Here is a 26,578-nt window from a genome sequence, read left to right on the forward strand (position 1 = left end):
GCGCCCAAAGCAAATATAAAGATATCTTTATATGGAAAAGCGAGGTGGGTCGAGCGCGACGCAGCGCCCTTCCCCGCGGGGCGATCCGCCCGCCGCGCCGGCAAGCAACATCGACACTTGCCGCCGCGGAAATGTAAATTTCTGTAACATACAACCGCTGATAACCATTGTTTTCGCAGAGTCGTCCAGTCCGAGGCGCGAGCGGTTCGCGTCCGGATTCAGGCTGTTCGATATGATGACCGTCATTCACCACGCCGCGCACGACCATAATATGTGGCTGGTCCTTCTCGCGACGCTCGTATGCGTCGGCGGCGCGTGGTGGGTGTTCCGGCTCTTCGCACGCGCGACGGTAACGACCGGGCTTCAGCGTAACGCGTGGCTCTTGCTGACGACGATCGCGGGCGGCGCAACGATGTGGTGCACGCACTTCATCGCGATGATCGGCTATCAATTCCACCTTCCGTTCAAGCTCAATCCGTTGCTCGCCGTTCTGGCGCTCGCGATCGCGATGGCAGGCGCCGGCGCGGGCGTCTGGGTGGCGGGTCGCCGGTCGCCCGTCGGCGCCTTTGCCGGCGGCGCGATCGTGGGCCTCACCATCGCGGCGATGCACTATACCGGCATGCTGGCCTATCATCTGTATGGGACCATCGTGTGGGATATGAATTATCTCATCGCCTCGGTCCTGCTCTCCGCCGCGTTCGCCGCTGCGGCGACGCGTATCGCGGTCGTCGGGACGATGCCGCACCAGCACACGATCGCGGGCGCGCTGTTCGCGCTCGCGATCATCGCGATGCATTTCACCGGCATGGTCGCGTTCCGGGTCGAACCGGCGTTCAACGGCATCCCGGCCCCGAACACGCAGGCGCTGGTGGTTCTGGCGCTGGGAATCGCCAGCGTCGGCCTCACCGTCGTCGCGACCGGCGGGGCGAGCTATATGATCGACGCGCGGACGCGGGCCGATACGTTCGAACGCATTCGCCATCTGGCCTTCAACGACAGCCTGACCGGCCTGCCCAATCGCGCGAGTTTCCACGAGCATCTTGGCCGCGAACTGTCCCGCGCGCATTGCGACGGCGCCGAACTGGCGATCGTCTGCATCGATCTGGATCGCTTCAAGGAACTCAACGACGTCAACGGTCATGCCGCCGGCGACACGGTGTTGCAGACGGTGGGCGAGCGCATGCAGTCACTGTTGTCGGAGGACAATTTCGTCGCGCGCCTGGGCGGCGATGAATTCGCCGCCGTCCACCGTCTGCGCGAAGAACAGAGCCTGTCGAGGTTTCTCGAGAATCTGTGGTTCGCGCTCACCGGGCCGGTGCAGCTCGACAGCCATTCCTATCTGCCGGGCGCCAGCATCGGCGTCGCGAACTATCCGCGCGATGCGGCGGCGGCAGAGGCGCTGCTGAACAACGCCGATCTGGCGCTCTATCGCGCCAAATCGGGCCGGATGGAAAAGATCTGTTTTTACGAAGCCGCGGTGGACGATGCGGTCCGCATCCGCCGCGCGCTCGCCAATGATCTGCGCGAGGCGATCGCGGGCGATCTCCTTGAGGTGCATTATCAGGTGCAGACCTCGATCATAACGGGAGAAACCAAGGGGTTCGAGGCGCTCCTTCGCTGGAATCATCCGACGCGCGGGGCGATTTCGCCGGCCGAGTTCGTGCCGCTGGCCGAACGGAAAGGGCTCATCCTGCAACTCGGCGAATGGGTCCTGCGCCGCGCCTGCACCGATGCCCGGTCGTGGAACAACGATTATTCGGTCGCGGTGAATTGCTCGCCGCTGCAATTCGCCCATGCCGATCTGCCGCGGCTCGTCATGTCGATCCTGGTGGAAACCGGCCTGCCGCCGCGCCGGCTCGAACTGGAACTGACCGAATCCGCGATCTTCGCCGATCGCGAGCGCGCCTTGCGCCAGCTTCACCAGATCAAGGCGCTCGGCGTCAGCATTGCGCTCGACGATTTCGGCACGGGCTATTCCTCGCTCGATGTTCTGCGCAGCTTCCCGTTCGATCGCATCAAGCTCGACGCATCATTCGTCCGCGAACTCGAGAAAAGCCCGCAGGCGGTCGCCATGGTCCGCGCGATCCTGGCGCTCGGAAAAAGCCTGGACATCCCCGTCCTCGCCGAAGGGGTCGAGACCAGAGGCCAGCTCATGCTGCTGCAGCAGCAGGGATGCGACGAAGCGCAGGGCTTTCTGCTCGGCCGCCCGGCGGGGCTGGCCGAGGTTCTGAAGCGCATGGCACATGGCATTTTTGCGTCGAGAGATGACAGCGCGGACACATCGCTCCGCAACAGCGACGCTGCTTAGTGCGCCGCGCCCAAATATATTGATTGGCACCCTTGCGTTGTGATCCACCCCGACGCAGGCCGGAGTCCAGTATCGGGCCGGTCGTAACTGGACCCCGGCCCCCGCCGGGGGTCTCGCCACATGTTCCCGATTTGGCGCACCACGCCCTATGCGTGCCCGCTCTCATTGGCCAGCAAACGCGGATCGATTCCCGCCTGGACGAAGCCGCCGTGCCAGCGCTCCTCGGCGGGGGTATCGAACAGGATCGCCTCGTCGCGCCAGTCGAGGTTGAGCCAGCCGTGCCGCGTCATCTCGCCGTCAAGCTGCCCTGGCCCCCAGCCGGCATAGCCGAGCGCGACCTGCCAACGCGTCGGGCCCTTGCCCTCGGCGATCGCGCGCAACGCGTCGAGCGTGCCCGACAGCGCCCAGCGTCCGGCGACGTCGATCGTGTCGACCCCGCTCCAGTCGCGACTGTGCAGCACGAAGCCGCGCCGCGTCTCGACTGGCCCGCCGCGCAGCACCGGCACGTCGGGCGCGACGCCGGGGTCGATATCGACCTGGCGCAGCACGTCGTGCAGCGTCATGCCGTCGAAGGTCGCGCCGATATCGATCCCCATCGCGCCCTCCGCGTCATGCGCGCAGACGGCGATCATTGCCTGATCGAAACGCGGATCACCGATCCCTGGCATCGCGAGCAGGAACTGGCCGGCGAGAAAACGGGCGGACTCCATTCGAACAAGCATAGCGACCGGGCGTCGCCGAAGCCACGCTTGAAAATCATGCGCGCGCTTGCGACCTAGCCCGCGGCCCGATTCTGCGGCCGCAGGAGATTCCACGATGACGATCAGCGTCGGCGACAAGCTGCCCAACACCACCTTCGTCAAAGCGACCGACAACGGCCCCGAAGCGACCGACAGCGACGCCTTCTTCAAGGGCCGCCGCGTCGCGCTGTTCGCGGTGCCCGGCGCTTTCACCCCGACCTGCTCGGCCAAGCACCTCCCCGGCTTCATCGAGAAGCAGGACGAGCTGAAGAGCAAGGGCATCGACGAAGTGGCCTGCACCTCGGTCAACGATCCGTTCGTGATGGGCGCCTGGTCCAAGTCGAGCGGCGCCGAGGGGATCACGATGCTGGCGGACGGCAACGGCGAGTTCGCCGAAGCGATCGGGCTGACGATGGACGGTTCGAAATTCGGGCTCGGCAAGCGCAGCCAGCGTTATTCGATGGTCGTCAACGACGGCGTGGTCGAGCAGCTCAACGTCGAAGCGCCGGGCGAGTTCAAGGTCAGCACCGCCGAGCATATGCTGGGCAACCTCTGACCCATTCGATGCGTTGGTCATGGCGGTAATCGTAACGGAGTAACCGTCATGACCGACACAGCGCTGAACGCGCTTCCCGATGTGGAAGAACAACAGAGCATCGCCGATCGCGCGCGTTATGCCGCAGCGGTGACGATGGAGGCGGCCCGCGTGCACCCTTACGCCACCGCAGGGATCGCGGTCGCCGCCGCCGCCGCGATCGGGGGCGCCGCCTATGCCGCCAGCAGGCGGACGAGCGACGGCGCGGCCCACACTTAAGGGCAATTCTCCTCCACGCCCTGTCACTCCGGTCTTGAGCCGGGGTGACGAGGGGAATATGCGGCAGCATTGCCGCTCGATGTATCCGAAAGGCTCCCGGTCGTTCGAAAGGCGAAACCGCGCCGCCATTGTCTTGCCAGCGTCATTCAGGCAATTTAATCGCTTAGGATGACCGCAGCAGAAATCGTCGCCGAACTGGATCGGCTCTACACCGCCTCCGTCGCCCGCCTGCAGGAGGCACTGACCCGCTATCTCGCCAACGGCACCCCGCCGCCGCCGGAATCGCGCTTCGACGGGTCGTTCGCCTATCCCGAAATCCATCTGCGTTATCGCGGGCAGGACGAACGCCCGACGCCGCTGCGCTCGTTCGGGCGGCTGGTGACCCCCGGCGAATATCGTATCAGCGTCACCAAGCCGGCGATCTTCGCCGAATATCTCACCGAACAGCTCACTTTGCTGCTCGAAGATTATGACGTCGAGGTGCAGGCGGTCGCCGGGCGGACCGAAATCCCCTTCCCTTATGTGCTCGATCCCGGCCATGCGCTGCGGCTCGACGAAGTCTCCGCATCCGAGCTGGCGCGCTTCTTCCCCGCGACCGAGCTCGCCAATATCGGCGACGAAATCGCCGACGGGCTGTCGGGCGGCCCCGATGCGAGCCGCCCGCTCGCGCTGTTCGACGCGTTGCGCACCGATTTCAGCCTCGCGCGCCTCCGGCATTACACGGGCACCCCGCCCGAGCATGTCCAGCGCTATGTGCTGTTCACCAATTATCACCGCTATGTCGACGAATTCGTCCGCTGGGCGGCGACCCAGGTTGACGGCAAGACGCGCTTTACCGCGCTGTCCGGCCCGGGCGGGGTGATGTTCGAGCCGGGCGACGATCCGAGCAAGCTCGACGATAGCGCGTGGCGCCGGCTGCAGATGCCCGCCTATCACCTGATCGCGCCCGATCGCAGCGGGATCACCCTGGTCAACATCGGGGTCGGCCCGTCGAACGCCAAGACGATCACCGATCACCTCGCGGTGCTGCGCCCCGATGCGTGGCTGATGATCGGCCACTGCGGGGGGCTGCGCCCGTCGCAGCGGATCGGCGATTATGTACTGGCGCACGCCTATCTCCGCGACGATCACGTGCTCGACGACATGCTCCCGCCCGAGATTCCGGTGCCGGCGATCGCCGAGGTCCAGCTCGCGCTCGCCCGCGCGGCCGAAACCGTCTCGGGTCAGTCGGGCGAGGAATTGAAGCGGCGGCTGCGCACCGGGACGATCGTCACCACCGACGATCGCAACTGGGAATTGCGCTACAGCCGCTCGGCGCTGCGTTTCTCGCTGTCGCGCGCGGTGGGGATCGATATGGAATCGGCGACGATCGCGGCGCAGGGCTATCGCTTCCGCGTCCCCTACGGCACCTTGTTGTGCGTCTCGGACAAGCCGCTCCACGGCGAGCTCAAGCTGCCCGGGCAAGCCAATCGCTTCTACGAGCGCGCGATCAGCGAGCATATGCGGATCGGCATCGAGACCTGCGAGGAGCTGCGTCGCGAGGGCGCCCGGCTGCACAGCCGCAAGCTGAGGGCGTTCAACGAACCGCCTTTCCGTTGACGCAACGACTGGCATGAGCGAGCGTTAGTCTGTCTGTACCGCAACAGGGAGACCAACGCATGGCCGATACGCCAGACACCCCCCAGCCGACCAAGGCCGCCGCACCGCGCCGCCGTGCGCCGCGCAAGACCGCCGCCGCCAAGCCGGCCGGCACGAAGGGAACGTCGAAAGCGCCGGCCAAGGCGCCGGCTGCCGCGTCCAAGCCGAAGCGGACCCGCGCCGCCTCGACGAACGCGGCCGCCCCGACGACCCGCGCCGCCAAACCGGCGGCGAAGCAGCGTGCCGCGGGGCGCAAGGCCGCGCCGGCCACCCCTCGCGCCGCCGCCAAGCCGACCACCGCCGAAACGGTCGCCGCCTCCGCGCGCTCGACCCTGGCCAAGGCGACCGACGGGGTTTCCAAGGCGCGCGAGAAGCTCGCCGGCAAGAAATGGGGCTCCGCGGCGATCGCCGGCGGGCTCGCCGCTGTCGGCGCGGCCGCAACCGCGGCGCTGCTGTCGCTGCGCGGCTCGACGCCGAAAGCGGGGGAAGCGACGGATAGCGCGTCGTCCCCGGAGACGACGGACAAACCGGCGGACTGATAACGCGTCATTCCCGCGCAGGCGGGAATGACGACGGTACGAGGTCAGCCCGCGAGGAAATCCGCGATCGCCTGCCCCAGCGCCGGCTTGGTCACCGCGCTCATATGGTTGCCGGGGATTTCGACGTAACGCGCGTCGGGCAGCGCATCGGCGAGCGCGGCGGCCGAGCCGTTGTCGTCATCGTCGACGCCGTTGACGCACAGCGCCGGCCAGCCGAACCGCTCGACCGTCTCGAGCGGGGTGCTGACGAAGGTGTCGATGATGCCCAGCAACGCCACCGGATCGCCGCCGGTGGTCTTGAGGAACGCCTCGGCGAACCACGCCTCGCTCCCCCGCGGGTGCTGGCCGAGATTGGTCAGGACATGGCGAAAATGGCCCGCGCGGCGCTCGGCCGAGACCAGCCCGTCGAGACCCATCCCGGCAAAGACCACCCGTCGCGGGTTGGCCCCGGTCGCGAGCATCCGCGACGTGGTGCGCGCGCCGAGCGAATAGCCGCCGAGATCATAATCGCCGAGCCCGAGATGCGCGATCAGTGCGTGCCCATCCTGCGTCAGCGCGTCGGGTGGATAGGCGGCCGGGTCGTGCGGCCGCGCGCTGTCGCCGTGCGCGCGCAGATCCGGCATGATCACGCGAAAGCCGCGCGCGGCGATTGCGGCGGCGTGTCCGTAGCGGATCCAATTGGTGTAAGCGTCTGAGAAATAACCGTGGATCAGGACGACCGGGCGCCCCTCCCCCATCTCCCGCCACGCCAGCCGCGTGCCGTCGAAACTCTCGAAATAGTGCACTTCACTTTGGGACATCGCTGCCTGCTTCTCGCCACCGCTCGACCAGCGGCTGATATTCCGCGCACCGCGTTCCCGGCAAGTCGCGTGTGTCGAGCCAGGCGTCGTGGCGATGCTCGACCCCGAAATGCGCGGTCGGGCGGAAGCGCGAAGGATCGTCGAAACTGCCGACCGTCAGGTCGAGCTTGTCCGACCCCGCGACATATTCGAACGTCAGCGGCGTGCCGCATGCCGAGCAGAAACCGCGCCGCGCGATCGGCGAAGAGGCATAACGATCGGGCTCGCGCTCCCAATGCACATCGGCGCGCTTCACGTTCTTGAACGCGATCGACACCCCGCCGGTGGCGCGCTGGCACATCCGGCAATGGCACAGATAGGCGTCATCGCTGTCGACCTCCGCCGCATAGCGCACCCGCCCGCATTGGCAGCCGCCGGTCATCCGCGTCATTGCACCGTCTCCTGTCTCAGACGGATATTTGTCGCGCCTCGCACCGCCCGTTGCAACTTTTCGCGCAGCAATTCGCTTCCATTATATAAGCAAGCTTATTATATGGCAGCCTATGACAGAGACGTTCGGTTTCCTGCTCAGCGACACGTCGCGACTGATGCGCCGTCGCTTCGACGAGCGCGCGCGCTCGCTCGGCGCGACGCGTGCGCAGTGGAAGGCGCTGTTCGGCCTCAGCCGGCACGAAGGGATCAATCAGGGCGGGCTCGCCGATATCCTGGAGGTGGAGCCGATCACCTTGTGCCGGATGGTCGACCGCCTCGAAGAAGCCGGGCTGGTCGAGCGCCGCCGCGATCCCAAGGATCGCCGCGCCTGGCGGCTCTACCTCAGCGACAAGGCCCGCCCGATCCTCGAGGAGCTACGCGAGACCGGGGCCGAACTCGCCGCGCAGGCGCTGCGCGGTATCCCTCAAGAGAAGATTGACGAGCTTTCCGACGTGCTGAATGCCATTCGCCAGAACCTCGCCGAGCTGCCGCAACACAAGGACGCCGCTCATGGCTGATGCCGATCCCAAGCGCGCAACGGCCGCCGGCCCTGCCCTCACCGTGCCGACCGAGGCCGCGCCGCTGCGCAAGGAGCGCCGGCTGCTGCGCTCGCTGCTCATGTTCGGCGTGCCGATCCTAATCGCCGCGATCGCCGGCTATGTCTATCTCACCTCGGGCCGCTACATCTCGACCGACAATGCCTATGTCCAGCAGGACATGATCTCGGTCAGCCCCGACGTCTCGGGGCGGATCGTTTCGGTCGAGGTGCGCGAGAACCAGCGGGTCAAGGCCGGCGACGTGCTGTTCCGCATCGACCCCGAGCCGTATCGCATCGCGCTGGCGCAGGCCGACGCCGATCTCGCCACCGCGCGGGTGCAGGTCTCCACGATGGCCACCGACACCGGCAGCGCCGCCGCCGATATCCAGAACGCCAGGGCCGAGCAGACGCTGGCGCAGGCAACCTACGCGCGTCAGGCCGCGCTGATGAAGCAGGGCTTCACCACCCGCGCCGCGTTCGACGCCGCGACGCAGGGGGTCGCTGCCGCCAATGCCAAGCTCGCGACCGCGCAGGCCGCAGCGGCGCGCGCGCGTCAGCAGCTCGGCTCGGGCGGCGGCACCGGCCAGCCCGCGGCGATCCAGGTCGCGCTCGCCAAGCGCGCGAAGGCCGCTTACGATCTGGAACGCAGCGTGGTGCGCGCACCGAAGGACGGCATCGTCAGCCAGACCGGGCGATTGCAGGTCGGCAACATCACCCCCTCGGGGGTTCCGGCGCTCAGCCTGGTGGTCAGCCAGCAGGCGTGGGTCGAGGCCAATTTCAAGGAAACCGATCTCAATCACATGCGCGTCGGCCAGCCCGCCGAATTGACCTTCGACGCCTATCCCGGGCTCAAGGTGCGCGGCCACGTCCAGTCGATCGGTGCGGGCACCGGGAGCGAGTTTTCGGTGCTTCCGGCGCAGAATGCCAATGGCAATTGGGTCAAGGTGACACAGCGCGTGCCGGTGCGTGTCGCGATCGAGGGCAACCCGCCGCGCGCGATGATCGCCGGGCTTTCGACCGACGTGACGATCGACACGAAGGGCGACACCAAGGGCGACGCGAAAGCCAGATAATGGCTTCGCGCGCCGCCCCAGCCTCCGCCGCCGCGCCCGCTGTTCCGCAGCCGGGCCAGCCGCTGCTGCCCGTCAAACATCGCGGTATCCTGACGATCGGGGTCATGGGCGCGATGATCATGCAGATCCTCGACACCACGATCGCCAATGTCGCGCTGCCGCACATGCAGACCAGCCTCGGCGCGACCGCGGATACGATCACCTGGGTGCTGACCAGCTATATCGTTGCCACCGCGATCGCGCTGCCGGCGACCGGCTGGCTTTCCGATCGGATCGGCAGCCGCAACCTGTTCCTGATCGCGGTCGGCGGGTTCATCCTCGCCTCGATGGCATGCGGCACCGCCGTCAGCCTTGAGGAAATGGTGATATTCCGCGTCTTCCAGGGGATTTTCGCGGCGTTCATCAACCCGCTGTCGCAAACCTCGATGCTCGATATCAACCCGCCCGAACGCTCCGCCCAGGCGATGAGCGTGTGGGGCATGGGGGTGATGGTCGGCCCGATCATGGGGCCAGTGATCGGCGGGTGGCTTACCGAAAGCTATAACTGGCGCTGGGTGTTCTACGTCAACGTCCCGGTCGGCGCGCTGACCTTTGCGATCCTGTGGTTCCTGCTCCCGTCACGGCCAAGGGCGAAACGCTCGTTCGACGGCTTCGGCTTCCTGCTGATCGGGGTCGCGGTCGCGTCCTTCCAGCTGATGCTCGATCGCGGGCAAAACAAGGATTGGTTCGCGAGCTGGGAGATCGTGATCGAGGGGCTGATCGCCTTCGCCTTCGCCTGGATGGCGATCGTCCACCTCGCCACCGCGAAGAAACCGCTGTTCGATCGCCATCTGTTCGGCAACCGCAACCTCGTCAGCGGCATGTTCTTCATGGTCGTGATCGGCATCTCGACAATGGCGCCGATGGCGCTGCTGCCGCCGATGCTCCAGCAATTGTTCGGCTATCCGGTGATCGACACCGGGCTGATGATGGCGCCGCGCGGCGTGGGCGTGCTGATCACGATGTGGCTCGCCGGGTGGCTGATGGTCCGCGTCGACACGCGGCCAGTGATCATGATCGGGCTGGTGATCTTCGCGGTCTCGCTGCGCTGGATGGCGGCCTATAGCCTGCAGATGGATTATTGGCCGGTGATCACCGCCGGCTTCGTTCAGGGGCTGGGCATGGGGCTGGTGTTCATGCCGATGAACGCCCTAGCTTTCGCAACGCTCGACGGCCGCTACCGCACCGACGGTGCGAGCCTGCTCAACCTGACGCGCTCGATCGGCCAGTCGGCGGGGATCTCGATGGTCACGGTGCTGCTGGCGCGCAATATCCAGGTCAGCCACGCCGATCTGGCGCAGCATGTCACGCAGGATCGCGTACCCGCGATCAACCTGAGCTCGATCGATCAGCTCGGCATGTATGCCGACAGCGTGTTTTCCTATGCCGATGCGATGGTCAACCAGCAGGCGGCGATGATCGCCTATATCGACGATTTCTACATGATGAGCTGGATCGCGCTCGCCGCGGTGCCGCTAGTGCTTGTGCTCAAGAAGCCGAAGGGCAAGGTCGAGGTGGTGCATTCGGAGTGAGGCGCACGCGCGCTCTCTCCCGTTCGCCCTGAGCTCGTCGAACGGCTGTCCTTCCTCATCGGAAGAAAGTACAGGGCTTCGACAGGCTCAGCCCGAACGGGGCTGGATCCGCGCTCGTTTCCCTATCGCGAGAGCGCCGCGAAAAACCCTTCGAGATCCGGCCCCTCGGGCCATTGCGGCACGTCATCGTCGAGCACGATCCACGGCTGCTTGCTCCGCACCCAGATATGCGCGCGCGGCTCGAGCGATCGATTCTCGTCGAGCGTCCCCGCGCGGATGATCGCAAGATCGGGGCGCAGGCTGCTGACGTTCCACAATCGCGCGTGGCAGGTGCCGCAGGCATATTGATGCGATTGCCGGCCGCTCGGGGTGGCGAGCGTATAATCGATCACCGGCCCGGCGGCGGTGATCGCCCCCGCCGGCACCACCGCCTGCTCGCTGAACGCGCTGCCTGTCCACCGCTGGCAATCGGTGCAATGGCAGCAATAGACGGCCGTCACCGCGTCGAGCGCCACCTCGTAGCGACACGCGCCGCAGCGACAACCGCCGGAGACGGTCATGCCGCTTTCTTCAGATGCCGTCGGCCGAGCAATTCGGCGATCTGCACCGCGTTGAGCGCGGCGCCCTTGCGCAGATTGTCGCTGACGCACCACAAGGAAAGCCCGTTATCCACCGTCGAATCCTCCCGCACGCGGCTGATGAAGGTGGCGTAATCGCCGACGCATTCGATCGGGGTGACGTATCCCCCGTCCTCGCGCTTGTCGACCAGCATCACCCCCGGCGCCTCGCGCAGGATGCGCTGCGCCTGCGCGGCGGAGATTTCCTCCTCGAATTCGATGTTGATCGCCTCGGAATGGCCGACGAACACCGGGACGCGCACGCAGGTCGCGGTCACCTTGATCTTGGGATCGAGGATTTTCTTGGTCTCGACCACCATCTTCCATTCTTCCTTGGTCGAGCCGTCGTCGAGGAAGCTGTCGATATGCGGGATGACGTTGAACGCGATCTGCTTGGTGAATTTCTTCGGCTCGGCCGGGTCGCCGACGAAGATGTTGCGGCTCTGCTCGAACAGCTCGTCCATCCCGACCTTGCCCGCGCCCGAGACCGATTGATAGGTCGCGACCACCACGCGCTTGATCGTCGCCGCGTCGTGCAGCGGCTTCAATGCGACGACCATCTGCGCGGTCGAGCAATTCGGGTTGGCGATGATATTCTTCTTCTTATAGCCGTCGATCGCCTCGGGGTTCACCTCCGGGACGATCAGCGGCACGTCCGGGTCCATGCGGTAGAGCGACGAATTGTCGATCACCGTGCAGCCCGCGGCGGCGAATTTGGGGGCATAGACCTTGGTCGCCTCGCTGCCGATCGCGAACAGCGCGATATCCCAGCCGGTCGGATCGAAATGCTCGATATTCTTGACCGTGAGCATCTTGCCGGTCTCGCCATATTCGATCTGGTCGCCGGTCGACCGCGAGCTTGCGACCAGCGCGATCTCGTCCGCAGGGAATTCGCGCTCGGCGAGGATGTTGACCATCTCGCGACCGACATTGCCCGTCGCGCCCGCGACCACCACCCGATAACCCATGTGTGAACTCCTGCTGTCGGCGCGGCCCGTACCGTCATTGCGGCGCGGGCAGCAACATCATTCTAATCGTGCGTCCGCGCCTGCCAGGTCGCATGGGTAATGCCATGCACCTCCGACAGATGTTCGACGATCGCGTCGAGCTCATGCGACGGAACATTGGTGCTGACGAGGGTCGCGACGATCTCGACGCGCTCCTCGCCGCGCTCCACCACGTCGAGCTCGGCCACCGGCAAAGATTGGGCTTCGAGATGATCGGTCAAGAGGTCGCCGAGCGGCCCGGCCCGATCGGTCGCGCCGGTGATCGTCACCGAATAGGTCGCTTCGAGGCTGCGGCCTTCGAGCGGGATGCGGTTGATCGCGTCGACCACCGGACGGAGCAAGGTATTGGCGACGATCACCAGCCCGGCAAGCAAGGTGGCCTCGGCCAGCATGTCGCTCCCCGCGATCGCGCCGACCGCCGCCGAGCACCACAGGGTCGCCGCGGTGTTGAGCCCGCGGACGTTCATCCCCTCCTTCATGATCACGCCGGCGCCGAGGAAGCCGATCCCCGACACGACATAAGCGATCACCCGGATCGACTCGACGTCGCCGCCGAGCCGCTGCCCGAGATCGGTGAACGCCGCCGCGCCAATCGCCACCAAGGCGTTGGTGCGCAGCCCCGCGGTGCGCTGGCGATATTGCCGCTCCGCCCCGATCAGCGTGCCGAGCACGAACGCCGCGACATAGCTGACGATCGTGTCGAGGAACGGCATCAGGTGGAAGGTGGTGAGGAAGCGCATCGCCCGTGCTTACTTCGCCGGGATGTTCTTTACGTGACGGTCGAGGAAATCGAGCATCGTCGTCCAGGGATGCACGTCGCGCACCGCGCCGTGGGTCTTGCCGGGATAGAGCATCATTTCGAACTTGATGTCCGCCGCCTGCAACCGCGCGGCGATCGACGTGGTGTTGTCGAGGAAGACATTGTCGTCGGCCATGCCGTGCATGAGGAGCAATGGATCGCGAATCTTGGTCGCATCGGGGAGCGCGCTCGACGCGGTATAGGCCGCGGCATCGCGGGTCGGATCGCCCATATAGCGCTCGGTATAATGGGTATCGTAGAGCGACCAGTCGGTGACCGGCGCGCCCGAGACGCCCGCGGCATAGACGCCGGGGTTCTTCTCCAGCATCTTGAGCGTCATATAGCCGCCGTACGACCAGCCATAGGTGGCGATTTTCGTGCCGTCGACGAACGGCAGCGACTTGAGATAGCGCGCGCCGGCGAGCTGATCCTCGACCTCGACGCTGCCCATCGCATGCCAGATCGCATCCTCGAACGCCTTGCCGCGATTGGCCGAGCCGCGATTGTCGATCTGGAAGAAGATCCACCCCTGCTGCACCAGATATTGCACCAGCGGATTGCTCCAGCCGCGGGTCACCTGCTGGCTGTGCGGGCCGCCGTAATGCTGGAAGAAGACGGGATATTTCTTGCCCGGTTCGAGCGGCGGGGTGATCATCTCCCACTGCAGCACCGTGCCGTCCGCGGCCTTCACCGTGCCGAATTCGGTCGGGCGGTGCGCGGCGCGATACGGGGCATAGGGATGCGCGCCAGTCACCGCATTTTCGTTGATCCACGACAGACGCTTGCCCTCGGCATCGGCGAGATAGGTCTGCGGCGGCTGATCGGGGTTCGATCGCGTGATGATGAAGCGCGACGCGCGCGTATCGGCGCTCGCGCTGTTCCACCAGCCCGCCTCGGTCAGCCGCGTGATCGCATGCGTCTTGGGATCGAGGGCGTAGAGATGCTGTTCGAGCACCCCGTCGCGATTGCCGGTGAAGAAGATCCGGCCCGAGGCGTCATCGACCCCGATCAGCCCGGTCACCACCCAGTCGCCCCTGGTCAGCTGGGTCCATTTGCCAGCTTTCCAGCGATAGAGATGCCCGAAGCCGTCGCGTTCGGAGCGCCAGATCAGGCCGCCATCGGGCATCACGCGATAGGCGTTGGAGAGGTTGATCCAGCTCTTCGCCCCGGCCTTTTCGGTGAACATCACCGTCGCTTTGCCGGTGGCGGCATCGACGCGCAGCATGTCGAGCGTGCGCTGGTCGCGGCTCTCGCGCTGGACGAGCAACGCCGAACCGTCCGGCAGCCAATCGACGCGCGCGAGGTAGAAGTCGCTGTCGGTGCCGAGATCGGCCTTCACCCGGCCCGAACCGTCGGCGCGGATCACCCACAATTCGACCAAGGCATTGGGGGTGCCCGCGGCGGGGTAGCGCTGCTGGTAGATATTGGTGCCCGACGCGCCGATCGCTGCGCGGGTGAAGATCTTGACCGGCGCCTCGTCGAACCGCTCGACCGCGATCCGGCTCTCGTCGGGCGACCACCAGTAACCGGTGCGGCGATCCATTTCCTCCTGCGCGACGAACTCCGCCTCGCCGAAATGGATCGTACCCCTTCCCTCCTTGGTCAGCGCTTGCGCCGCGCCCTCGCCCGCGAGCGGCTGGACCCACAGATTCTGGTCGCGCACGAAGCTGACGAACCCGCCGCGCGGCGAGATCGCCGGGTTGAGCGCGCCCTTGGTCCCCGCGATCCGCCGCGCATCGCCGTCGAGCCCGGCGAGGAACAATTCGCCGTCGATCGGCACGAGCAACGAGCGGCCGTCGGGCGCCCAGTCGTAATCGAGGATGCCGGTCTTGCCGGTCTTGGTGCGATCGCGCTCGCGCTGCATCTTCTCCGCCTCGGAAAGCGCCGCGCCGCTGCCGACCTTGCGCGAATCCACCAGCATCCGCTCGGCGCCGGTGCGCGTATCGGTCGCCCACAGATCGTAGCGGGTGCGCTCGTCGGTGCGGTTGCGCACCGAGGTCAGCAACGTGCCGTCGGGCGAGAGGCGCAACGATTGCGGCTGCGGGCCGGCGAGATCGGGGCTGGCGAAGATACGCTCGAGCGTCAGCCGCTGCGGCTGGGGCACGGGATCAGCCACGGCGGGCATCGGTGCCAGCAAGATCAAAGGGGCAAGTGCAGGCAACCATGCGCGCATATCTTTCTCCGTCAGGCGCAAGGGCAAAGCGCGGTGCGACGGAAAAGACAAGGCCCCCCGTCACGCCGGCTTGACCCGGCCTCCAGAGCCAAGGGCGGCACCGCTTGAGACTCTGGATGCCGGGTCAAGCCAGGCATGACGACAAGAGGAAAGCCAACGAAAAGAGGCGCCGGCGATGTCCCGCCGGCGCCTCCGATGCTTTTCAGCTCGTAGCGGCGATTATTCGGCCGCTTCCGCCGTCGGACGGTTGTCGCGACGCTCGGCGATACGCGCCGACTTGCCGGTGCGGCCACGCAGATAATAGAGCTTGGCACGACGCACCGCGCCCTTGCGCACCACGTCGATCGAATCGATGTTCGGCGAATAAAGCGGGAACACGCGCTCGACGCCCTCGCCGAACGAAATCTTGCGCACGGTGAAGCTCGAGCCCATGCCCTTGTTCGAACGCGCGATGCACACGCCTTCGTAATTCTGGACGCGGGTACGCTCGCCCTCGACCACCTTCACGCCGACCTTCAGCGTATCGCCGGGGCGGAAATCGGGGATCGCGCGGCGCGCGGTCAGCTTTTCGATCTGCTCGGCTTCGAGCTGCTGGATCAGGTTCATCTTACGACCTCTTCAATCCTCGCCGCGCGCCAGAGGGCGACCGACCCGAGCACCGGAATGGCGCTCCCACAGGTCCGGCCGCCTTAGCCGTGTATCATCCTCCGCCCGTTGTTTCCGCCAGGCGGCGATCTTCGCATGATCCCCCGATCGCAGCACTTCGGGGATCGTGCGCCCTTCCCATTCATAAGGTCGGGTATAATGCGGATATTCGAGGAGGCCGCTTTCGAAGCTTTCCTCGTCCCCGCTGGAAGCCGCGCCCATTACGCCGGGAAGCAGCCGAACGCAAGCGTCGAGCAGCACCAGCGCGCCCATCTCGCCCCCCGACAGCACATAATCGCCGATCGCGACCTCCTCGATCGCGCGCGCCTCGAACAACCGCTCGTCAAACCCCTCGAACCGGCCGCACAGAATGACCGCGCCGGGGCCAGCCGCAAGCGAGCGGACGCGCGCCTGGGTGAGCGGCGCGCCACGCGGGGTCATCGCCAGTACCGGGCGATCGTCGGCGACATGATCGATCGCGCGCGCCACGACATCGGCGCGCAACACCATCCCCGCGCCCCCGCCGGCCGGAGTATCGTCGACCGAGCGATGCTTGTCGGTCGCGAAATCGCGGATGTTGACCGCATCGAGCGACCACCGCCCCTCGCCCAGCGCGCGCCCGGCGAGCGACAGGCCGAGCGGGCCGGGGAACATCTCCGGATAGAGCGTCAGGACGGTTGCGGCGAAGGTCATCGGGTCCAGTTCTCGACGCGCAGGCCGGGGATATCGGCGAAATCGCGCTCGTTGTTCGTTACCAGGGTCAGATCGAGCGAAATCGCGTGCGCTGCGATCAGCCGATCAAGGTTACCGCGACGGAAAGGCAAGGACGCATAGGTTCGCGCAGCGGATTGATCGAACGGGACGGGCGGGATGATCGTAAACAGCGCGTCGGCAACCGAAAGCATATCGCGCCGATCCGCTCCGATCATCACCTCCGCCTGGACGATCGTGGACGTAACCAAGGTACCGCGAACCGCGGCTTCGATCCTCCGACGAACGATCTCCCCGCCCCGTCCTTCCAGCAAGTAGATGCAGATATTGGTGTCGAGCAGGAAGCGCGGATTAATCGGCATCCGGGAACGAACTCCAATCGCGCTCGGATTCGTCGAACGGCATCCGTTCTATCCCCGGACACGCCCCCCAAATGCCGGTCAAATCGATCTTTTCCGACTCGCTCGGCACGGGCTCGAATTCGAATTTGCCGCGTTCCTCGCGCACCAACATCTCGGTGCCTTCGGTAATGCCGAGCGCTTTCGGTAAGCGCAGTGCCACCGAATTGCCCGACTTGAACACCTTGGCGCGATATTCCTTCGCCACGATCGCCTCCGTATATACGCAATGTATATACTATTCGACGAACGCGCTGTCCACCGTCAGCCGGCCGTCGCCCCATTCGGGCACGGCGTCGGCGCGCATCGGCACCATGAAGCGCTTGCCATTGTCGCGCTCGATCTCGATCACGTCGCCGGCGCCGAAATTCTCCACCGCCACGACGCGCCCGAGCGCCTCGCCCTCGGTCGAGACCGCGGCAAGGCCGATCAGGTCGCAATGATAATATTCGCCCTCGCCGAGCGCAGGCAGCGCCGAGCGCGGCACGGAGAGCTCCGTCCCGCGCAGCGCCTCGGCGCGATTGCGGTCGCCCACCTCGGCGAAGCGCGCGATTGCACCGTTCGGCCCGTCACGCAGCGCCTTGAGCGTCAGCGCGCCGCGATTGAACGACCGGTGGACGCCGAGATCGTCGGCGAACACCTTGAGCCGCACCTCCCCCGTCACACCGTGCGCGCCGATGATCACGGCGAGCACGACGTCGGGATCGGCGGATGTCGCGTTCATCCGCGCCGAACTTACTGCTCGGACGTCGCCTCGGCGACCTGCTCGGCCTCGGCAGTCGGCTCTTCGGTCGCCGCTTCGACTTCAGCCGCAACGACTTCCACCGCCTCGGCTTCGTTCGCCGCTTCCTCAGCCGCCTTCAGCTTCTCGGCCCGCTCCTCGGCGCGCTCCTTGGCCTTCTCGCCCGGCTCGGCCTTCTTCGGGTTGTTGCGCGCGGCGCGCTCACGCACGCCGGCAGCGTCGAGGAAACGCGCGACGCGATCGGTCGGCTGCGCGCCAACGCCCAGCCAATGCTTGGCGCGATCGGTGTCGAGCACGACGCGCTTCTCGTCGTCCTTCTTGAGCAGCGGGTTGTAGTTGCCGATCTTCTCGATGAACTTGCCGTCGCGAGGGCTACGCGCATCGGCAACGACGATGCGGTAGTAAGGACGCTTCTTCGAGCCGCCACGCGACAGGCGAATGCTGAGTGCCATTGGTAATACTTCCTTTCAACTATCTCTAAATATTCAATTACTTCTTGAATTTCTTCGGAAACCCGGGCGGAAGCCCGCCACCGGGCAGCCCCGGCAAACCGCCGCCGGCCTTGCCGAGCATGTCGCCCAGATCCTGCCCGCCGATCGCATTGCCCAGCCCGCCAAGGCCGCCCTTGCCGAGCATCGCCATCATCCCCTTGATCCCGCCCATCTTCTTGATGCGCTTCATCGCGGTGGACATTTCCTGATGCATCTTGAGCAGCTTGTTGACGTCCTGCACGGTCGTCCCGCTGCCCTTGGCGATGCGGATCTTGCGCTTGGCGTTGATCAGCTCGGGCTTGGTGCGCTCCTTGGGCGTCATCGACGTGATCATCGCGTCCATGCGCAGCAGGATGCGTTCGTCGACCGCGCCATTGGCCATCGCCTGCTGCGCCTTCTTCATGCCGGGGATCATCCCGGCAAGCGCGCCGAGACCGCCCATCCGCCGCATCTGCGCGAGTTGGCCGCGCAGGTCGTTCATGTCGAAATGGCCCTTGGAGAGCCGCTCGGCCATCCGCTCGGCGTCTTCCTGCTGGATCGCCTCCGCCGCGCGCTCGACCAGCGACACCACGTCGCCCATGCCGAGGATGCGGCCGGCGACGCGCTCGGGGTGAAACGGCTCGATCGCGTCGAGCTTTTCCCCGGTGCCGGCGAATTTGATCGGCTTGCCGGTGACGGCGCGCATCGACAGCGCCGCGCCGCCGCGCGCATCGCCGTCCATCCGGGTCAGCACCACGCCGGTCAGCGGCACCTGCGCCGAGAAGCTCTGCGCGACATTGACCGCATCCTGACCGGTCAGCGAGTCGACGACGAGCAGGATTTCCTGCGGGCGGGCGATGTCCGCCACCGCCTGCATCTCGTCCATCAGCGCCTGATCGACATGGAGCCGGCCCGCGGTATCGAGCATCAGCACGTCGAAGCCCTGCAGCTTCGCCGCCTGCAGCGCGCGCCGCGCGATATCGACCGGCTGCTGGCCGGCGACGATCGGCAGCGTCTGCACCTCGATCTGGGTGCCGAGCGTCGCGAGCTGTTCCTGCGCGGCCGGGCGGTTGACGTCGAGCGACGCCATCAGCACCTTCTTGCGCTCCTTGCCCGCGAGCCGCTTGGCGATCTTCGCGGTCGTCGTGGTCTTGCCCGAGCCCTGCAGGCCGACCATCATCACCACCGCCGGCGGCGAGACGTTGAGGTTCAGCTCCGCTTCGAGCGGCGCGCCCGCACCCGGCGTCCCGCCGAGCATCTCGACCAGCGCATCGTGGACGATCTTGACGACCTGCTGCCCCGGGGTGACCGAGCGCAACACATTCTGGCCGACCGCTTTCTCGGTCGCCTCCTCGACGAACTGCCGCGCGACCGGCAGCGCCACATCGGCTTCGAGCAGCGCGATGCGCACCTCGCGCATCGCCTGGCGCACGTCTGCCTCGGTCAGCGCGCCACGGCCGCGCAACCGGTCAAACACACCGCCAAGGCGATCACTGAGGCTGTCGAACATCAAACTTCCTTCTCATCCGGCCCCAAACGCAAAAGCGCCGGCGGGCGAAACCTCGCCGGCCAGCGTGCACCACATGGGCGCTTTTCTTCAGCGTTCAACGTCGGAACGTGGGCGGGCCTTTAACGCAAGGCGCTTGCCGGGGCAAGCCGGTCTCGCTTAACGGCTTCTACACCTCGATCTGCGACAAATATCTGGACCGACATTCAGGGGGACCGCACGGCAATGGAAATGCTCGTGATAATCATAGCGTTGAGCATTCTCCTGGTCGCCGCAGCCGGCGCTTTCATGCGATTCTCCCGTCGAGGCGGCAGCGGCACCTGGTCCCGCGCGCGCAAGGCCGCGGCGCGCGACGCCGCCACCGGGCTCGCCACGCGGCAGGGGTTGCTCGAGGCCGGAGCACAGCTTCGCCTGCGCGCGGGCGACCGGATGCTGGCGGCGATCGTGGTCGATGTCGGCCCCCACGCGACCGCCGGGGCGCTCGGCGATTTCGCGCCAAGCATCGCCGCAATGCTGCCGCTCGGCGCGATCGCCGGGATCATCGAACCCACCCGCCTCGCCTGCCTCACGACCTTCGACCGCTATGCCGTGGATGCGCCCGAGCAGCTCGCGCGGCGGATCGCCGACGCGCTCGCCGGCTATCCGCAGGCCGATGCCCGCAGCGCGACGATCGGTCTCGCCAGCACCGACGATCCGCAAGCCCAGCCCGCCGAAGCGCTGGTCGAGGCCGCGGCGACCGCGGCGGCGGCGGCACGCGCCGAAGGGGTGCGCTCGCTGCGCTTCACCAAGGAAATGGCCGCCCGCGCGCGCGCGCGCGCAGTGATCGCGCGCAGCCTGCCCGATGCGATTTCGAACGGCGCGATCGTGCCTTATTTCGAGCCGATCATCGATCTCGAAACCAACGAATTGCTCGGGCTGGAGGTGCTCGCACGCTGGGAACATCCGACCCACGGCGTCATCGCGCCGGCGCATTTCATCGACATCGCGCTCGAGCGCAATCTGATCGCGGACCTTACCCTGTCGGTGATGCGGCAGGCGCTCACCGCCGCGCGCGACTGGGATCCGCGGCTGATCCTCGCGGTCAATTTCTCGGTCACCCAGCTGCGCGATCCGTGGCTGGCGCAGAAGGTGATCCGGCTGCTCAGCGAACTCGGCTTTCCGCCCGCGCGGCTTGAGATCGAGCTGACCGAGGGCGTGCTGATGGATCCGCAAGGCGTCGTCTCGCCGACCGTCGAGAGCCTCAAGGCGCAGGGCGTGCGGATCGCGCTCGACGATTTCGGCACCGGCGTCTCCAGCCTGACGCACCTGCGCGCGCTGCCGTTCGACCGGATCAAGATCGATCATACGATCATCACCGAAGTGTGCGAGGATCCGGCGCGCGCCGCGATCGCCGATGCGGTGATCCGGCTTGGCGAAAGCCTCAACCTGCCGGTGACCGCCGAAGGAGTGGAGAGCCGGCGCATCGCCGACCGGCTGCGCGCGATGGGCTGCGCGGTCGGCCAGGGCTATCTGTTCGGCCAGCCGATGAGCCTGATGCAGACCCGCCGGATGCTCGCCGAGCAACGGCTGATCCCCAATATGGTCACCAGCCAACGCCTGGCTGGCTGAGATAGTCCTTCTCCTCCGCGGTCGATTCCCGGCCGAGCGCCGCATTGCGCGTCGGAAAGCGCCCGAAGCGCGCGATCACATCGGCATGTTCGTGGGCGTAACGCAGCTGCTCGGGCTCGCCCAAAGCGACATATTTCTCGACGCTGAGCCGCTGGAGCGCGGCATCCTCGGCGTGCATCAGCGGCATATAGAGGAAGATGCGCCGATCGACCGGATAATGCTCGTCCCATTCGCGATCGATCGCCGAGACGGTGAGCGAAGCGGCGAGCGGATCGGCCTCGAAGGCGGCGGGCGTATCGCGATGGATATTCCGCGAGAATTGATCGAGCAGGATCACCGCCGCGAGCAGGCTGTCGTGATTGTCCTGCCAGTCGGCCGCCCCCGTCGCGAACACCGCCTGACGCGTCGCGCCGAACCGGTCGGCGATCTCGCGATCGAGCGCGGGATCGGGGATGAAATGCCATTTCGGCGCGAGCGAGAACCAGAAGTCGATCACCTCGCCGGCCTTTTCGTGGACTTGCACGTCTCGCATGACTAGATCGCCTCCATGCCTGCCCCGCCCGCGCCCGAGGTTATAACCCTTGGCTGCCGTCTCAACCTCGCGGAAAGCGAAACGATCCGCGGCCTGATCGGGCAGCGCGACACGATCGTCGTCAACACCTGCGGCGTCACCAACGAGGCGGTGAAGCAGAGCCGTGCCGCGATCCGCCGCGCGCATCGCGCGCGCCCGGAGGCGGAGATCGTCGCGACCGGCTGCGCCGCCGAAATCGACCGCGTCGGCTTCGGCGCACTGCCCGGCGTCGCGCGGGTGGTGGGCAATGCCGCCAAATTGCTCCCGGCGACCTGGAGCGGCTTTCCCAATCGCCTGCCGCCGCGCCGTCATGCGCGTGCCTTCGTCGGGGTGCAGAACGGCTGCGATCATGCCTGCACCTTCTGCGCCATCCCCGCCGGGCGTGGCCCGAGCCGCAGCGACCCCGCCGCGCAGGTCGTTGCGCGGATCGCTGCTCTGGTCGAGGAAGGCGCGCGGGAAGTCGTGCTGAGCGGGGTCGATCTCACCAGCTATGCCGACGGCGACACGACGCTCGGCGGGCTGGTCGAGCAAATCCTGCGCGACGTGCCCGCTTTGCCCCGCCTGCGGCTCTCGTCACTCGACACGATCGAGATCGACGAGCGGCTGTTCGCGCTGATCACCGAAGAACCCCGCGTCATGCCGCATCTCCATTTGTCGCTGCAGGCCGGCGACGATCTGACGCTCAAGCGGATGCGCCGCCGCCATCTGCGCGCCGACGCGGTGCGCATGGTCGAACAGCTCAAGGCGAAGCGCGACATCGCGATCGGCGCCGATCTGATCGCCGGCTTCCCCACCGAGAGCGACGCGATGTTCGCCAACACGCTCGCGCTGATCGACGATTGCGACATTGTCCACGCGCATGTCTTCCCTTATTCGCCGCGCGCCGGCACCCCGGCGGCGCGGATGCCGCAGGTCGCAGGCGACGTGGCGCGGGCACGTGCCGCGCGGCTGCGCGAGCGGGCGGCGATGCGGCGGCGCGCGTGGCTCAACGGCATGATCGGCTCCGAACAGCCGATCGTGCTGGAAAAACCGGGCGATCGCGGCCATGCGCCGGGCTTCGCCGATGTGCGGCTGGCGGAAACCCAGCCTGCGTCGGCCATCGGCCGGATTTTCTCCGTTCGCATCGCGCAGGCGACCGACAGCCATCTTATCGGGCATCTCATCGGAACGATTGAATGAACTCCAACCCTTCCTGGCACGAAAAGCTGCTCGGCGGCTTCCGCCGCACCTCCGATCGGTTGATCGGCAACCTCACCGGGCTCGGCACCGCGCCGCTCGACGATAATACGCTCGACGAGATCGAGGAGGCGCTGATCGCGTCCGATCTCGGCCCGGAGACCGCGGGCAAGATCCGCGCGCGGCTCTCGGCGGGCAGTTTCGAGCGCAATATGGAGGATCTCGGCATCCGCCTCGTCGTCGCCGAGGAGGTTGAAAAGGCGCTGGCCGAGGTCGCGCGCCCGCTCGAAATCGATGCCTTTCCGCGGCCGCAGGTGATCCTCGTCATCGGGGTCAACGGATCGGGCAAGACGACGACGATCGCCAAGCTCGCGCATCTGTTCCTCGAACAGGATTATGGCGTGATGCTCGCAGCGGGCGACACCTTCCGCGCCGCCGCGATCGGCCAGCTCGCCACCTGGGCCGAGCGCGTCGGGGTACCGATCGTTACCGGGCCGGAGGGCGGCGATGCTGCCGGGGTGGTGTGGGATGCGGTGAAACAGGCCACCGCGACCGGGATCGACGTGCTGATCGTCGATACCGCCGGGCGATTGCAGAACAAGCGCGAACTGATGGACGAGCTCGCCAAGATCCGCCGCGTGCTCGGCCGGCTCAACCCCGCGGCGCCGCATGACGTGGTGCTGGTGCTCGATGCCACCACCGGGCAGAATGCGCTGTCGCAGATCGAGGTGTTCAGGGAAGTCGCCGGGGTGACGGGGCTGGTGATGACCAAGCTCGACGGCACCGCGCGCGGCGGCGTGCTCGTCGCGGCGGCGGAGCGTTACGGGCTGCCGATCCATGCGATCGGGGTCGGCGAAGGAATGACCGATCTTCGCCCGTTCGACGCCAATGAGGTCAGCCGGATCATCGCCGGCGTGGACGATACGCGGAAGTGACGAGAGGCGCCGCCTTCGCTTTCCCTCGTCCCCGGCGTTTCATTTCCCTTACCACCCCGGCGGAGGCCGGGGTCCAGCAACGGAACGCTCGCGACTGGACCTCGGCCTTCGCCGGGGTGGTTGGAAAGAGCGGGAACCGCGAAACAATGCTAATGGAGTTGACGTGACGACGAGCAAAACCGCCTCCCCGGGCTTCCGCCTCGCGCTCGATTACGGGCCGTTGCTGGTCTTCTTCGCGGTCAATTTCCTGACCCCGGGCGCGGCGATCTTCCGCATCATCGCCGCCACCGGCGCCTTCATGGCGGCGATGGTCGTCGCGCTGATCCTGTCGTGGTTCAAGACCGGGCGGGTCTCGCCGATGCTGCTGATCTCGGCGGTGCTGGTGCTCGTGTTCGGCGGGCTGACGATCTATTTCCACGACGAGCGCTTCATCAAGATGAAGCCGACCTTCGTCTACGCGATCTTCGCCGCCGTCCTCGGCTTCGGGCTCGCGACCGGCCGCCCGCTGCTCCAGTCGCTGCTCGAAACCGCCTATCCCGGGCTCGATCAGGCCGGTTGGCGCAAGCTCACGCGCAACTGGACGATTTTCTTCGTGGTCATGGCGGTGCTCAACGAGGCGGTGTGGCGCAACAGCTCGACCGATTTCTGGGTCGGGTTCAAATTATGGGGCGCGATCCCGCTGACCCTGGTCTTCGCCTTCGCCAATGTGCCGATGTTGTTGAAGCACGGCCTGCAGGCCGAAAGCGCGCCGGACACGATCCCGCCGGAGGGTTGAGAAATAAAGTGTCCCCGCGAAAGCGGGGACCCAGAGCCAAACAACACGACGCCGGTTGCTACCGCCTCTGGGTCCCCGCCTTCGCGGGGACACATGAGCGCGATTACGCGACCGCGGCGTCGTAGCGGCGGCCGGCCTCGTCCCAGTTCACCACGTCCCACCACGCCTTGAGATAGCCGGGGCGGTCGTTCTTGTAGGTGAGGTAATAAGCGTGTTCCCACACGTCGTTGCCGAGGATCGGCGTGCCCGGTTCCTTGGCATCGTCCATCAGCGGGTTGTCCTGGTTCGGGGTCGACGTCACCTTGAGCGCGCCGGAATTGTCGACGATCACCCACGCCCAGCCCGAGCCGAACTGGCCCGCGCCCTTGGTGTTGAATTCTTCCTTGAGCTTGTCGAGCCCGCCAAACGCCTCGATCGCCGCGGCGAGCTTGCCCGACGGCTGGGTCGAGCCCTTGGGCGCCATGATCTTCCAGAAGAAATCGTGGTTCCAATAGCCACCGCCATTGTTGCGGACGAGCGGCGGCTGGCTCGACATCATGCCCATGATCTCTTCGATCGACTTGCCCGCCAGCTTCGGATCGGCCGCGACGCCCTCGTTGAGCTTGGCGGTATAGGCCGCGTGGTGCTTGTCGTGGTGGAAAGTCATCGTCTCCTTCGAGATGACCGGCTCCAGCGCGTCATAGGCATAAGGCAGCGGCGGGAGTTCGAAAGCCATTGTGTCCTCCTTGGGTCTTCGCGCAGGCAAACGCGACGCAGCCCAAATGGCTCCACAAACCTCGTTACGCAACCGCTCCGATCAGATCGTGGCGACGTAAAGCGTGGCGCAACTGATCGTAGCTGAGCCCGAGCGCATCGGCGGTCGCCCGCTGATTGAAGCGGTTTTCGGACAAGGCGCGGGTCAGCAGCTCCTTTTCGAACCGCGCCACCCGCGTCTTGAAATCGGACGAAGCGTCGCCGTCGTCCGGCGCGGCGTCGTTGACCGCCTCGGGGGGAGCGGCGACGGCCGGCGCGGGCTGGCTCGCCGACGCAGTCGAGCCGGGGCGATAGGGCGAGGCGAAGGGATCGAATTCGATCACGTCGATCGGATCGGTCAGATCCCAGCGATAGACCGCGCGCTCGACCACGTTGCGCAGCTCGCGCACATTCCCCGGCCAGCGATATTCGAGCATCGCATCGAGCGCCGCCGGGCCGAAGCCCGACCAGCTTTCCCAACCCAGCTCGGCCGCCATCCGCCGCCCGAAGAAATCGGCCAGCACCGGGATATCGCTGCGCCGCGCACGCAACGGCGGCAGCGTCACCACCTCGAACGACAGCCGGTCGAGCAGATCGGCGCGGAATTCATTGCGCTCCACTTTCTCGGGAAGATGCTCGTTGGTCGCCGCGACGATCCGCACGTCGACCTGCAGCGGGCGCGAGGAGCCGATCCGCGTCACCTCGCCATATTCGACCGCGCGGAGCAATCGCTCCTGCGCGCCCATCGACAACGTGCCGAGTTCGTCGAGGAACAATGTCCCGCGATCCGCCTCCTCGAAGCGCCCCGCGCGTGCCTTGGTCGCGCCGGTGAAGGCGCCCGCCTCATGCCCGAACAACTCGGCCTCGATCAGCGTTTCGGGCAGCGCCGCGCAATTCATGATGACGAGCGGCTGGTCCCAGCGCGGGCTCAGGCGGTGGAGACGTTCGGCGACCAGCTCCTTGCCGGTGCCGCGCTCGCCGATCACCAGCACCGGACGATCGAGCGCAGCCGCGCGGCTCGCGCGTTCGAGTGCGTCGAGAAACGAGCTCGATTGCCCAATGACCTGCGTCGTCCGTTCCATCGCCAATATCTGGCGCGATTTGCCGACATTTGGCAAGTGCGCCATGCCAACTTTTCTTTCGCCCACGGCAAAACACACGGAAATCAGCCAAAAACGAAATTGGCACGCCTCCTGCAATGCTTTGGGCAATCGCCGCAG

At 66.4% G+C, this 26,578-nt stretch carries 28 protein-coding genes and 1 pseudogene; 12 read left to right on the forward strand and 17 right to left on the reverse strand.

Going from position 1 to position 26,578, the window contains the following annotated elements; all coding sequences use genetic code 11:
- Positions 1–232: 232 nt before the first annotated feature.
- Positions 233–2,308 carry a putative bifunctional diguanylate cyclase/phosphodiesterase gene (locus NED98_RS04435; protein WP_265312063.1) on the forward strand — a complete coding sequence of 692 codons (2,076 nt, stop codon included), beginning with the start codon at positions 233–235 and terminating at the stop codon, positions 2,306–2,308.
- Between the two features lie 146 nt (positions 2,309–2,454).
- Here NED98_RS04435 and NED98_RS04440 read toward each other — a convergent pair whose 3' ends face one another.
- Positions 2,455–3,018, reverse strand: coding sequence for a YqgE/AlgH family protein (locus NED98_RS04440; RefSeq protein WP_265268452.1), 564 nt, complete (start codon positions 3,016–3,018; stop codon positions 2,455–2,457).
- 106 nt (positions 3,019–3,124) lie between these two features.
- Between NED98_RS04440 and NED98_RS04445 the strand changes: the two genes are divergently transcribed.
- The 4 genes from NED98_RS04445 to NED98_RS04460 all read left to right on the forward strand — a co-directional run bounded on the left by NED98_RS04445 (position 3,125) and on the right by NED98_RS04460 (position 6,039).
- On the forward strand, positions 3,125–3,604 hold the full coding sequence (locus tag NED98_RS04445; protein ID WP_265312064.1) for a peroxiredoxin: 480 nt from the start codon (positions 3,125–3,127) through the stop codon (positions 3,602–3,604).
- Between the two features lie 48 nt (positions 3,605–3,652).
- On the forward strand, positions 3,653–3,862 hold the full coding sequence (locus NED98_RS04450) for a hypothetical protein (protein ID WP_265268451.1): 210 nt from the start codon (positions 3,653–3,655) through the stop codon (positions 3,860–3,862).
- 168 nt (positions 3,863–4,030) lie between these two features.
- Positions 4,031–5,461, forward strand: a complete 1,431-nt coding sequence (locus NED98_RS04455) for an AMP nucleosidase (protein WP_265312065.1) — start codon at positions 4,031–4,033, stop codon at positions 5,459–5,461.
- A 59-nt stretch (positions 5,462–5,520) separates the two neighbouring features.
- On the forward strand, positions 5,521–6,039 hold the full coding sequence (locus tag NED98_RS04460; RefSeq protein WP_265312066.1) for a hypothetical protein: 519 nt from the start codon (positions 5,521–5,523) through the stop codon (positions 6,037–6,039).
- Positions 6,040–6,083: 44 nt separating this feature from the next.
- On the opposite strand, the gene NED98_RS04465 is transcribed toward NED98_RS04460, so the two are convergent.
- Positions 6,084–6,839, reverse strand: a complete 756-nt coding sequence (locus NED98_RS04465) for an alpha/beta fold hydrolase (protein ID WP_265312067.1) — start codon at positions 6,837–6,839, stop codon at positions 6,084–6,086.
- Positions 6,826–7,269, reverse strand: coding sequence for a GFA family protein (locus tag NED98_RS04470; protein ID WP_265312068.1), 444 nt, complete (start codon positions 7,267–7,269; stop codon positions 6,826–6,828). The genes NED98_RS04465 and NED98_RS04470 overlap by 14 nt, the downstream gene beginning before the upstream one ends.
- 112 nt (positions 7,270–7,381) lie before the next feature.
- Here NED98_RS04470 and NED98_RS04475 point away from each other — a divergent pair, with 112 nt between their 5' ends.
- From NED98_RS04475 to NED98_RS04485, 3 genes are read left to right on the forward strand one after another with little or no spacing between them, the layout of a single operon-like run.
- Complete coding sequence (locus tag NED98_RS04475; RefSeq protein ID WP_179511642.1) at positions 7,382–7,828, forward strand: MarR family winged helix-turn-helix transcriptional regulator; 447 nt, start codon at positions 7,382–7,384, stop codon at positions 7,826–7,828.
- Positions 7,821–8,921 carry an HlyD family secretion protein gene (locus NED98_RS04480; RefSeq protein WP_265312069.1) on the forward strand — a complete coding sequence of 367 codons (1,101 nt, stop codon included), beginning with the start codon at positions 7,821–7,823 and terminating at the stop codon, positions 8,919–8,921. The genes NED98_RS04475 and NED98_RS04480 overlap by 8 nt, the downstream gene beginning before the upstream one ends.
- A complete protein-coding gene (locus NED98_RS04485) occupies positions 8,921–10,492 on the forward strand; it encodes a DHA2 family efflux MFS transporter permease subunit (RefSeq protein ID WP_265268446.1) in 1,572 nt (523 codons plus the stop codon). The genes NED98_RS04480 and NED98_RS04485 overlap by 1 nt, the downstream gene beginning before the upstream one ends.
- 122 nt (positions 10,493–10,614) lie before the next feature.
- Here the strand turns inward: NED98_RS04485 and NED98_RS04490 are convergent, their stop codons facing one another.
- The 11 genes and pseudogenes from NED98_RS04490 to ffh all read right to left on the reverse strand — a co-directional run bounded on the left by NED98_RS04490 (position 10,615) and on the right by ffh (position 19,564).
- Complete coding sequence (locus NED98_RS04490; RefSeq protein ID WP_265312070.1) at positions 10,615–11,052, reverse strand: GFA family protein; 438 nt, start codon at positions 11,050–11,052, stop codon at positions 10,615–10,617.
- Positions 11,049–12,077, reverse strand: coding sequence for an aspartate-semialdehyde dehydrogenase (locus NED98_RS04495; protein WP_265312071.1), 1,029 nt, complete (start codon positions 12,075–12,077; stop codon positions 11,049–11,051). Before NED98_RS04495 ends, NED98_RS04490 begins: the two co-directional genes overlap by 4 nt.
- A gap of 62 nt (positions 12,078–12,139) precedes the next feature.
- Positions 12,140–12,856 (reverse strand): MgtC/SapB family protein, encoded by a 717-nt coding sequence (locus NED98_RS04500; RefSeq protein WP_265312072.1) that lies wholly within the window; start codon positions 12,854–12,856, stop codon positions 12,140–12,142.
- 9 nt (positions 12,857–12,865) lie between these two features.
- Positions 12,866–15,040 carry a S9 family peptidase gene (locus NED98_RS04505; protein ID WP_265312073.1) on the reverse strand — a complete coding sequence of 725 codons (2,175 nt, stop codon included), beginning with the start codon at positions 15,038–15,040 and terminating at the stop codon, positions 12,866–12,868.
- A gap of 267 nt (positions 15,041–15,307) precedes the next feature.
- On the reverse strand, positions 15,308–15,694 hold the full coding sequence (gene rplS, locus NED98_RS04510) for a 50S ribosomal protein L19 (RefSeq protein ID WP_179511649.1): 387 nt from the start codon (positions 15,692–15,694) through the stop codon (positions 15,308–15,310).
- A 1-nt stretch (position 15,695) separates the two neighbouring features.
- A pseudogene (gene trmD / locus NED98_RS04515) lies at positions 15,696–16,426 on the reverse strand (tRNA (guanosine(37)-N1)-methyltransferase TrmD).
- Positions 16,423–16,806 (reverse strand): type II toxin-antitoxin system VapC family toxin, encoded by a 384-nt coding sequence (locus tag NED98_RS04520; RefSeq protein WP_265312074.1) that lies wholly within the window; start codon positions 16,804–16,806, stop codon positions 16,423–16,425. Before NED98_RS04520 ends, trmD begins: the two are co-directional and overlap by 4 nt.
- Positions 16,796–17,050 (reverse strand): AbrB/MazE/SpoVT family DNA-binding domain-containing protein, encoded by a 255-nt coding sequence (locus NED98_RS04525; protein ID WP_265312075.1) that lies wholly within the window; start codon positions 17,048–17,050, stop codon positions 16,796–16,798. Before NED98_RS04525 ends, NED98_RS04520 begins: the two co-directional genes overlap by 11 nt.
- Positions 17,051–17,080: 30 nt before the next feature.
- Positions 17,081–17,566 (reverse strand): ribosome maturation factor RimM, encoded by a 486-nt coding sequence (gene rimM / locus NED98_RS04530; protein ID WP_265268438.1) that lies wholly within the window; start codon positions 17,564–17,566, stop codon positions 17,081–17,083.
- Positions 17,567–17,577: 11 nt separating this feature from the next.
- Complete coding sequence (gene rpsP / locus NED98_RS04535) at positions 17,578–18,036, reverse strand: 30S ribosomal protein S16 (RefSeq protein WP_265268437.1); 459 nt, start codon at positions 18,034–18,036, stop codon at positions 17,578–17,580.
- Between the two features lie 37 nt (positions 18,037–18,073).
- Positions 18,074–19,564, reverse strand: coding sequence for a signal recognition particle protein (ffh, locus tag NED98_RS04540; RefSeq protein WP_265312076.1), 1,491 nt, complete (start codon positions 19,562–19,564; stop codon positions 18,074–18,076).
- Between the two features lie 285 nt (positions 19,565–19,849).
- Here ffh and NED98_RS04545 point away from each other — a divergent pair, with 285 nt between their 5' ends.
- Positions 19,850–21,169: an EAL domain-containing protein gene (locus NED98_RS04545; protein WP_265312077.1), complete on the forward strand. Its 1,320-nt coding sequence runs from the start codon at positions 19,850–19,852 to the stop codon at positions 21,167–21,169.
- Here NED98_RS04545 and NED98_RS04550 read toward each other — a convergent pair.
- Positions 21,144–21,701, reverse strand: a complete 558-nt coding sequence (locus NED98_RS04550; RefSeq protein WP_265312078.1) for a DUF924 family protein — start codon at positions 21,699–21,701, stop codon at positions 21,144–21,146. The genes NED98_RS04545 and NED98_RS04550 overlap by 26 nt on opposite strands.
- Positions 21,702–21,716: 15 nt before the next feature.
- Here NED98_RS04550 and NED98_RS04555 point away from each other — a divergent pair, with 15 nt between their 5' ends.
- The 3 genes from NED98_RS04555 to NED98_RS04565 all read left to right on the forward strand — a co-directional run bounded on the left by NED98_RS04555 (position 21,717) and on the right by NED98_RS04565 (position 24,626).
- Positions 21,717–22,919 carry a MiaB/RimO family radical SAM methylthiotransferase gene (locus tag NED98_RS04555; RefSeq protein ID WP_265312079.1) on the forward strand — a complete coding sequence of 401 codons (1,203 nt, stop codon included), beginning with the start codon at positions 21,717–21,719 and terminating at the stop codon, positions 22,917–22,919.
- Positions 22,916–23,851: a signal recognition particle-docking protein FtsY gene (ftsY, locus tag NED98_RS04560; protein WP_265312080.1), complete on the forward strand. Its 936-nt coding sequence runs from the start codon at positions 22,916–22,918 to the stop codon at positions 23,849–23,851. Before NED98_RS04555 ends, ftsY begins: the two co-directional genes overlap by 4 nt.
- Before the next feature lie 163 nt (positions 23,852–24,014).
- Positions 24,015–24,626: a septation protein A gene (locus tag NED98_RS04565; RefSeq protein ID WP_265268431.1), complete on the forward strand. Its 612-nt coding sequence runs from the start codon at positions 24,015–24,017 to the stop codon at positions 24,624–24,626.
- 103 nt (positions 24,627–24,729) lie between these two features.
- Here the strand turns inward: NED98_RS04565 and NED98_RS04570 are convergent, their stop codons facing one another.
- Both NED98_RS04570 and pspF read right to left on the reverse strand, forming a co-directional pair.
- On the reverse strand, positions 24,730–25,341 hold the full coding sequence (locus NED98_RS04570; protein ID WP_179511661.1) for a superoxide dismutase: 612 nt from the start codon (positions 25,339–25,341) through the stop codon (positions 24,730–24,732).
- Between the two features lie 64 nt (positions 25,342–25,405).
- Entirely contained in the window at positions 25,406–26,440 is a 1,035-nt protein-coding gene (gene pspF / locus NED98_RS04575) for a phage shock protein operon transcriptional activator (protein ID WP_265268490.1), read from the reverse strand.
- Positions 26,441–26,578: the final 138 nt, after the last annotated feature.

Source organism: Sphingomonas lycopersici (assembly GCF_026130605.1).
GTDB classification, from domain to species: domain Bacteria; phylum Pseudomonadota; class Alphaproteobacteria; order Sphingomonadales; family Sphingomonadaceae; genus Sphingomonas; species Sphingomonas lycopersici.